The following is a 6,099-nucleotide window of genomic DNA, read 5'->3' on the forward strand; positions in this document are numbered from 1 at the left end:
CTACAGTGACAACCTTTATCACCGCCGCGAATAACTAACATTGTTGTAGAGTGCAATCGCAACGTTATAAAGTCGATGCAAATTTCAAATCAAGGGATGGGCTATTTCGACGTAAATAGAGTAAGTTACCCTCAAAATAGTGGGCGTCTTTTGTATTCGATCAGCACATTACCAAAAGCAACTGAACTTGCTGTTTAGCGCATTGATAGAAGTGCATCACGAACACCCCATAAAAACATGCCGGCACCAAGCAGAAGGGCTAACGCGACATAGAACCAAAATGTCACTGGCGCTTCGTTGCGCTCAACGGTGGAAAAACGACTGCTTATCCAGCCGTTCTGAATGGCAAACACGCCAAAAGTAAATGGTATCGGCGCACCGAGTATCAAATCGAGAGGCGTTGACGTATGTCGACCAAATCCACCGTGGCGTGCCAGTATCGTCAGGATGACGAAAGCGATGTATCCGAACATTATATTGCGCTGTGTTTTGCTATACATGGCGTAGTCTTTCATTTTTTGATTTCAGGCACCACGTGAAGATTGACCTGATCCAATCGAACAAATACAAATCCCTGTTTAAGCAAATGAAGCAAAGCTACAGATAAGCCTTCTGCAGACTCAGAGCTTGGTTTATTCATATGGGCAATAATGACGTCGCCACCTTTGACGTGCTTTAGTCGCTCTTCGATAGCTGGCTTACTAAGGGTCGCGCCAGAGTCAGCATTAACTGAGAACCCCGCAATTTTGTATCCCAATTTACCGATTTCTTCTATAGCTTGAGGATCGTATTCTGCGGTTGCACCACGATACCAATGCGGAGCAACACCAACAGCATGTTCAATCGCTTTCGCTCCTTCGGTCACCTCGCGTCTTAGATGAATAAGATCTGGCTCACCAGGAATACCATATACTTTTCTACCGACACCAACAACGGCTGGAATATGATTTTCGCCATGGTCTTCCACGTCGAACAGATCAAGATGTGCTTTGATTACAGACAAACCAAATGCGTTGTGATCCAGCCATTTTTTGGTAACGAAGAGAGTTGCCGGAATACTGTTGCGAATAAGAAATTCGATGATGTCATCGTCATATTTTCCTGAACAGGCATCGAGAGTTAATGCCAGCTTTGCGTCGACCCCAGCCTGAAGGGTTATACGGTCATGAATTTCGATGGGGCGTTGTTGCGCCCAAGAGCATGTCGAGACAAAAAACGAAGCCAAAACTAGTATTGAAGAATTTATGTAATATTTCATACGGCAACTTATAAGGCGCAATGGAAAGCAATAACCAGCAAGAAACATCGATTATGAACCAGAATCGCTAAGGTATAATCGCCTAACCATTTTTCCTACTCAACTTTGGTCGCCCGAATGACAAACAAAAATTTGTTGATCTTGTCTACAATCATTCTGCATTTCACTATTGCCTCTACATACGCCGCTGCTGAAACGCCTGTTCCTATTGAAAGTACAATTGAAGAATCATGGGCTTTGCATGGTCAAGTCACTAATTTAAGCCAGAAACATTCTTCGTTTAGATCGCCGTATAGCGGAACCAATAGCCTGGATGCTCGAGGCCGGACTGAAGAAACGACCGACATCACACTGTACGCTGGAGTGCGCCCCTGGCCTGGTGCGCAACTTTGGTTGAATCCAGAAATTGACCAAGGCTTTGGCCTGAGCAACACGGTGGGCGTTGCCGGGTTTCCTAGTGGCGAAGCGTACAAGGTTGGCGCCAACCGTCCGTACTTGCGTCTGCCACGTGCCTTCCTGCGTCAACAATTCCCACTTTCTGGTGCAAGCCAAAAAATCGACAGCGCGGCCAACCAGTTAGGTGGAAGCGCGAATGAAAACAATGTCACGCTAACGGTCGGCAAATTTTCCGTGACAGACATTTTTGATACCAACAGCTATTCCCATGATCCGCGCGTTGATTTTATGAATTGGTCGCTAATCGATTCGGGTGCGATCGACTATGCGGCCGATGCATGGGGTTTCACATACGGTGCTGCAGTTGAATGGAATGAAAAATGGTGGTCGTTACGCGCTGGCGTATTTCAACTCTCGGCGGTCCCGAACGGAAAAATTGTCAAGCCTGATTTCAGCCAGTACTCTTTCGTGACTGAATTCGAAAGCCGCTACCAATGGCAAGGCCAAGCGGGCAAAGCTAAGCTACTTGCGATTGTCAATCGCGCACGCATGGGCCGTTATCGCGATGCCGTAGACTTGTCTGGTGCAAATAATCCACCGGATATTGCACTGGTTCGCCATACTGCCTCCCGCGCCGGTATTGCGCTCAATATCGAGCAAGAACTTCAGAAAGATCTAGGCATTTTTTTGCGCGTCAGCGCCAACGATGGCAGTAAGGAGGCCTACGAATTCACGGAGATCAACCGCTCTTTGGCGGCTGGCTTGTCGCTGAAGGGAGCGCGTTGGAACCGCAATGACGATACCTTTGGCTTGGCCATTGTCAACAATTATCTCTCTGGCGCAGCGCAGCAATACTTCAGTGCCGGTGGTATCGGCATTCTGATAGGCGATGGTGCATTACGTTACGGATCTGAAAAGATTGCCGAAACCTATTACTCGGTCAAGATAGCCAGTGGTTTGGCAGCGACGATCGACTACCAGCGGATCAAGCATCCTGCCTATAATCGAGATCGTGGCCCTGTTTCAATTTACGGCTTACGCCTACACGCAGAATTTTAAGGCGGTAAAAAAGCCATGTCTCGGTTATGATCCAAGTTTGTCTAAGAAGCACTTCAAAAGGAAAGCATGCAAGACGTTCTGTGCTTCATGGAGGATTTATGGAACCCTACCGAAGCAAGGCCAGCATTGATCGTCCAAGCCATCGCGCGATACAAGAACATATAATATGCCAGTCGCTCGCACGAGCAATTACTGATGCACCAGAAAATTCAGGATATGCAAAAGGCGATCCGTACCTTGTCTGACCATTTGACAGTCGCCGAGCGCAAGAATAAGCAATTGCAAGCTCTGATCAATCTTGGTTGTGATCACACCATCAATGTCGTCCACCTGATCATGAAGGCAATGCCGGATGACCATTATTTCAAGGATGTCGATTTCAGTACCGCTAATGTACAGGCGCGTTGGGCAAACGGTGCGCTTGATTGCAAGCGTGCGCTCAAACGAAAGTCATGGCTGCAACCTTTGCCACCGAATGCAGGGCTAATCATTCACGAACTTCCACAAGAATAGGAGTAACTATGACCGAAGATGAAATTCGCAATAATGCGTTTGCAATGCCATACACCAATTCTGCTTTTCCGCCTGGGCCATACCGTTTTACCGATCGAGAATATTTGATCATCACCTATCGCACTGATCCAGTGCTATTGCAAAAGTTGATTCCCGCTCCCTTGAAGATGACTGAACCGGTGGTGAAGTTTGAATTTATCAATATGCCGGACTCAACCGGTTTCGGACATTATTGCGAATCGGGGCAGGTGATTCCCGTGACACTCGATGGTGTTGCCGGTGGTTATGTACACAGCATGTATCTCAATGATCATCCACCGATTGCCGCAGGGCGTGAGCTATGGGGCTTCCCTAAAAAACTCGGTGAACCGGAGTTGCGCGTGCACAAGGATACGCTGATCGGCACCTTGGACTATAGCGACTTCAGGATAGCCACTGGCACCATGGGTTTTAAACATACCACGCTTGATGCAGCTGCCGTCAAGCTTGCTATGGCGGCGCCCAGTTTCTTACTAAAAATCATTCCGCACGTAGATGGCACACCGCGAATCTGCGAACTGGTGCAATATTCCCTGACCGATATCATCATCAAAGGTGCCTGGGGCGGACCAGGCGCTTTAGACCTTAGTCCGCATGCACTGGCATCGGTGGCGGGCTTGCCCGTGCTGGAAGTGCTCTCTGCCGTACACATACTAGCCGACCTGACTTTGCCTTATGGCACTGTCGCGTACGACTATCTCGCTAACAAGTAAGTTTATCAAGCTAAAGGAAATCCCATGCTACTCAAAGACAAAGTTGCTCTCATCACAGGTGCTGCCAGCGGTATCGGTAAAGAAATCGCCATCGAATACGCCAAACAAGGTGCCAAGATCGTCATCGCCGATATGGCACTTGAGGCCGCCACCGCGACCGCCAAAGAAATAGAGCAAACAGGCGGCATTGCCATGGCAGTGGCGATGAATGTCACTGATGAAGCCCAGGTTGACAAGGGCGTGGCCGATGCCGTCGCCGCCTATGGCAGCGTGGACATATTGATCAGCAATGCCGGCATACAAATCATCAGTCCTATTGTTGATCTGAGTCTGGAGAACTGGAAAAAATTAATCGCGATTCATCTCGACGGCGCCTTCCTCACTACCCGCGCCTGCATGCGCGCAATGATTGCCGGTGGCAAGGGAGGTACGGTTATCTATATGGGGTCGGTACACTCGCACGAAGCCTCACCACTCAAAGCGCCCTACGTCGCCGCCAAACACGGTTTGATCGGCCTGGCCAAAGTGGTCGCCAAGGAAGGGGCCAAAGACAATATCCGCGCCAACGTCATTTGCCCAGGTTTTGTGCGTACGCCTTTGGTGGAAAAACAGATACCGGAACAGGCAAAAGAATTGGGGATGTCGGAAGCGGATGTGATAAAAAACGTCATGCTGAAGGAGACAGTGGATGGAGAATTCACTACCGTGCAGGATGTTGCACAAACGGCTTTATTCCTCGCTTCATTTGGTTCCAACGCGTTGACCGGACAATCGATTACCGTTAGTCATGGCTGGCATATGCAGTAACAGCCAATTGTCAATTTGATGGACATTCAGTTTGTTCTGAAGGGTAACGTTTATTTCGAAACAGATTGGCATATTGAATTTTGTGTTTGGTGATCAGTTCAAGCAATGAACTCAGGGTGTTGATGCCAGTGCCAAATTGACCCAGCCTGCTAGAAATCACTGCCTCAGAAGCACTCGCCGAAAACCCTTACTGATTATGGTTTTGATTCTGCTCAAAGGGGATCACCCGAAACAGGCGGCATGGGTCAATATGACACTGGCGTCAACGCGCTTCGACAGTGGTCACGTTGGCGACGCCAACTGCAGGTTACTCTCAAAATAGTAGACGTCTTTTGTGAGCGATCAGCACGTCGTCAAACGTAACTGAACTTGGTGTTTAGTGTGAGCAAAGTCCTCTCGTTTGACACAGATCATCAAGCTGTCATCTTCTCAAGCTAAGCTTCTTTCATGGCGATGCTGGCCTCACGCATGGCGTCTTCTAAGAAGGAACTTTATGTCACCAAAGCTGGTTACGCTCGCGCTCCAAGGTGGTGGTTCGCACGGTGCCTTTACGTGGGGCGTACTAGATCGTCTATTGGAAGACGATCGCATCGATATTGAAGCTATCAGCGGCGCCAGCGCTGGTGCGATGAATGCGACGGTATTGGCATTCGGCTATGCAATTGACGGGCGTGATGGCGCACGCCAGGCCTTGAAAAATTTCTGGGAAAGTGTTGCCGCCAAAGCTCCATTCAGTTTTATTTCGCAAGAGACAGCTGCCTCCGACGATATTACGAAGCAGTCAGATTTGCCAGCAGCGATGAAGCATACAATTTCGTTGGCACGTTTTTTTTCTCCCCATCAGCTCAATCCTTTTGATATAAACCCACTACGCGACATTCTTTTGGCGCAAATCGATTTTGAACGGATTAGATCGTCTTCACAGATCAAACTATTTATCGCGACGACGAATGTCAGCACCGGAACTCTCAGGCTATTTGGTAACAAGCAACTGTCCCTTGATGTATTGTTGGCATCGGCCTGCTTACCAATGATGCACAGGGCAATTGACATTGACGGCGACGCTTATTGGGACGGTGGACTTACCGCAAATCCGCCACTTTTTCCCCTCATACAAAAATGCAGGGCACGTGATTTAATAGTGGTGCTGTTGCATTCGTTGCCACGCGCTGTAACTCCAACCAGTGCTGAAGATATATTTTATCGTTTATCGGAGATGGGTAAGCGTCCGACGCAACCATCTAGCAATGATGAAATGAACGCGCCACACTCCTTCGTTTCAAAGTTAAGGAGAAGGCATGAGCCACGACCCAA

6 protein-coding genes and 1 pseudogene are annotated in these 6,099 nt (G+C 48.6%); 5 read left to right on the forward strand and 2 right to left on the reverse strand.

Features of this window, described 5'->3' with window-relative positions; translation table 11 throughout:
- Nucleotides 1–194 precede the first annotated feature (194 nt).
- Together AAKU61_RS18870 and AAKU61_RS18875 are read right to left on the reverse strand one after the other, a co-directional pair.
- Nucleotides 195–500, reverse strand: a complete 306-nt coding sequence (locus AAKU61_RS18870; RefSeq protein WP_354334743.1) for a hypothetical protein — start codon at nucleotides 498–500, stop codon at nucleotides 195–197.
- An 11-nt stretch (nucleotides 501–511) separates the two neighbouring features.
- Nucleotides 512–1,258, reverse strand: a complete 747-nt coding sequence (locus AAKU61_RS18875) for a polysaccharide deacetylase family protein (protein WP_354334745.1) — start codon at nucleotides 1,256–1,258, stop codon at nucleotides 512–514.
- Between the two features lie 117 nt (nucleotides 1,259–1,375).
- On the opposite strand from AAKU61_RS18875, the gene AAKU61_RS18880 reads away from it, so the two are divergent.
- The 5 genes and pseudogenes from AAKU61_RS18880 to AAKU61_RS18900 form a co-directional block, all read left to right on the forward strand.
- A complete protein-coding gene (locus AAKU61_RS18880) occupies nucleotides 1,376–2,713 on the forward strand; it encodes a carbohydrate porin (protein ID WP_354334746.1) in 1,338 nt (445 codons plus the stop codon).
- 177 nt (nucleotides 2,714–2,890) lie between these two features.
- A pseudogene (locus AAKU61_RS18885) lies at nucleotides 2,891–3,226 on the forward strand (DUF3734 domain-containing protein); the annotation flags it as partial.
- Nucleotides 3,227–3,234: 8 nt separating this feature from the next.
- Nucleotides 3,235–3,978: an acetoacetate decarboxylase gene (locus AAKU61_RS18890; protein ID WP_354334748.1), complete on the forward strand. Its 744-nt coding sequence runs from the start codon at nucleotides 3,235–3,237 to the stop codon at nucleotides 3,976–3,978.
- Nucleotides 3,979–4,002: 24 nt separating this feature from the next.
- Nucleotides 4,003–4,785: a 3-hydroxybutyrate dehydrogenase gene (locus AAKU61_RS18895; RefSeq protein WP_354334750.1), complete on the forward strand. Its 783-nt coding sequence runs from the start codon at nucleotides 4,003–4,005 to the stop codon at nucleotides 4,783–4,785.
- Nucleotides 4,786–5,278: 493 nt separating this feature from the next.
- A partial coding sequence (locus AAKU61_RS18900; RefSeq protein ID WP_354334752.1) for a patatin-like phospholipase family protein occupies nucleotides 5,279–6,099 on the forward strand: 821 nt, incomplete at its 3' end.

Origin of the sequence: Undibacterium sp. GrIS 1.2 (assembly GCF_040544435.1) — a bacterium.
Lineage (GTDB): Bacteria > Pseudomonadota > Gammaproteobacteria > Burkholderiales > Burkholderiaceae_D > Undibacterium.

Coding starts and splice junctions, on each gene's coding strand:
- AAKU61_RS18880 (WP_354334746.1), top strand. CDS start 1,376: ATGACAAACAAAAATTTGTTGATCTTGTCTACAATCATTCTGCATTTC.
- AAKU61_RS18870 (WP_354334743.1), bottom strand. CDS start 500: ATGTATAGCAAAACACAGCGCAATATAATGTTCGGATACATCGCTTTC.
- AAKU61_RS18890 (WP_354334748.1), top strand. CDS start 3,235: ATGACCGAAGATGAAATTCGCAATAATGCGTTTGCAATGCCATACACC.
- AAKU61_RS18875 (WP_354334745.1), bottom strand. CDS start 1,258: ATGAAATATTACATAAATTCTTCAATACTAGTTTTGGCTTCGTTTTTT.
- AAKU61_RS18895 (WP_354334750.1), top strand. CDS start 4,003: ATGCTACTCAAAGACAAAGTTGCTCTCATCACAGGTGCTGCCAGCGGT.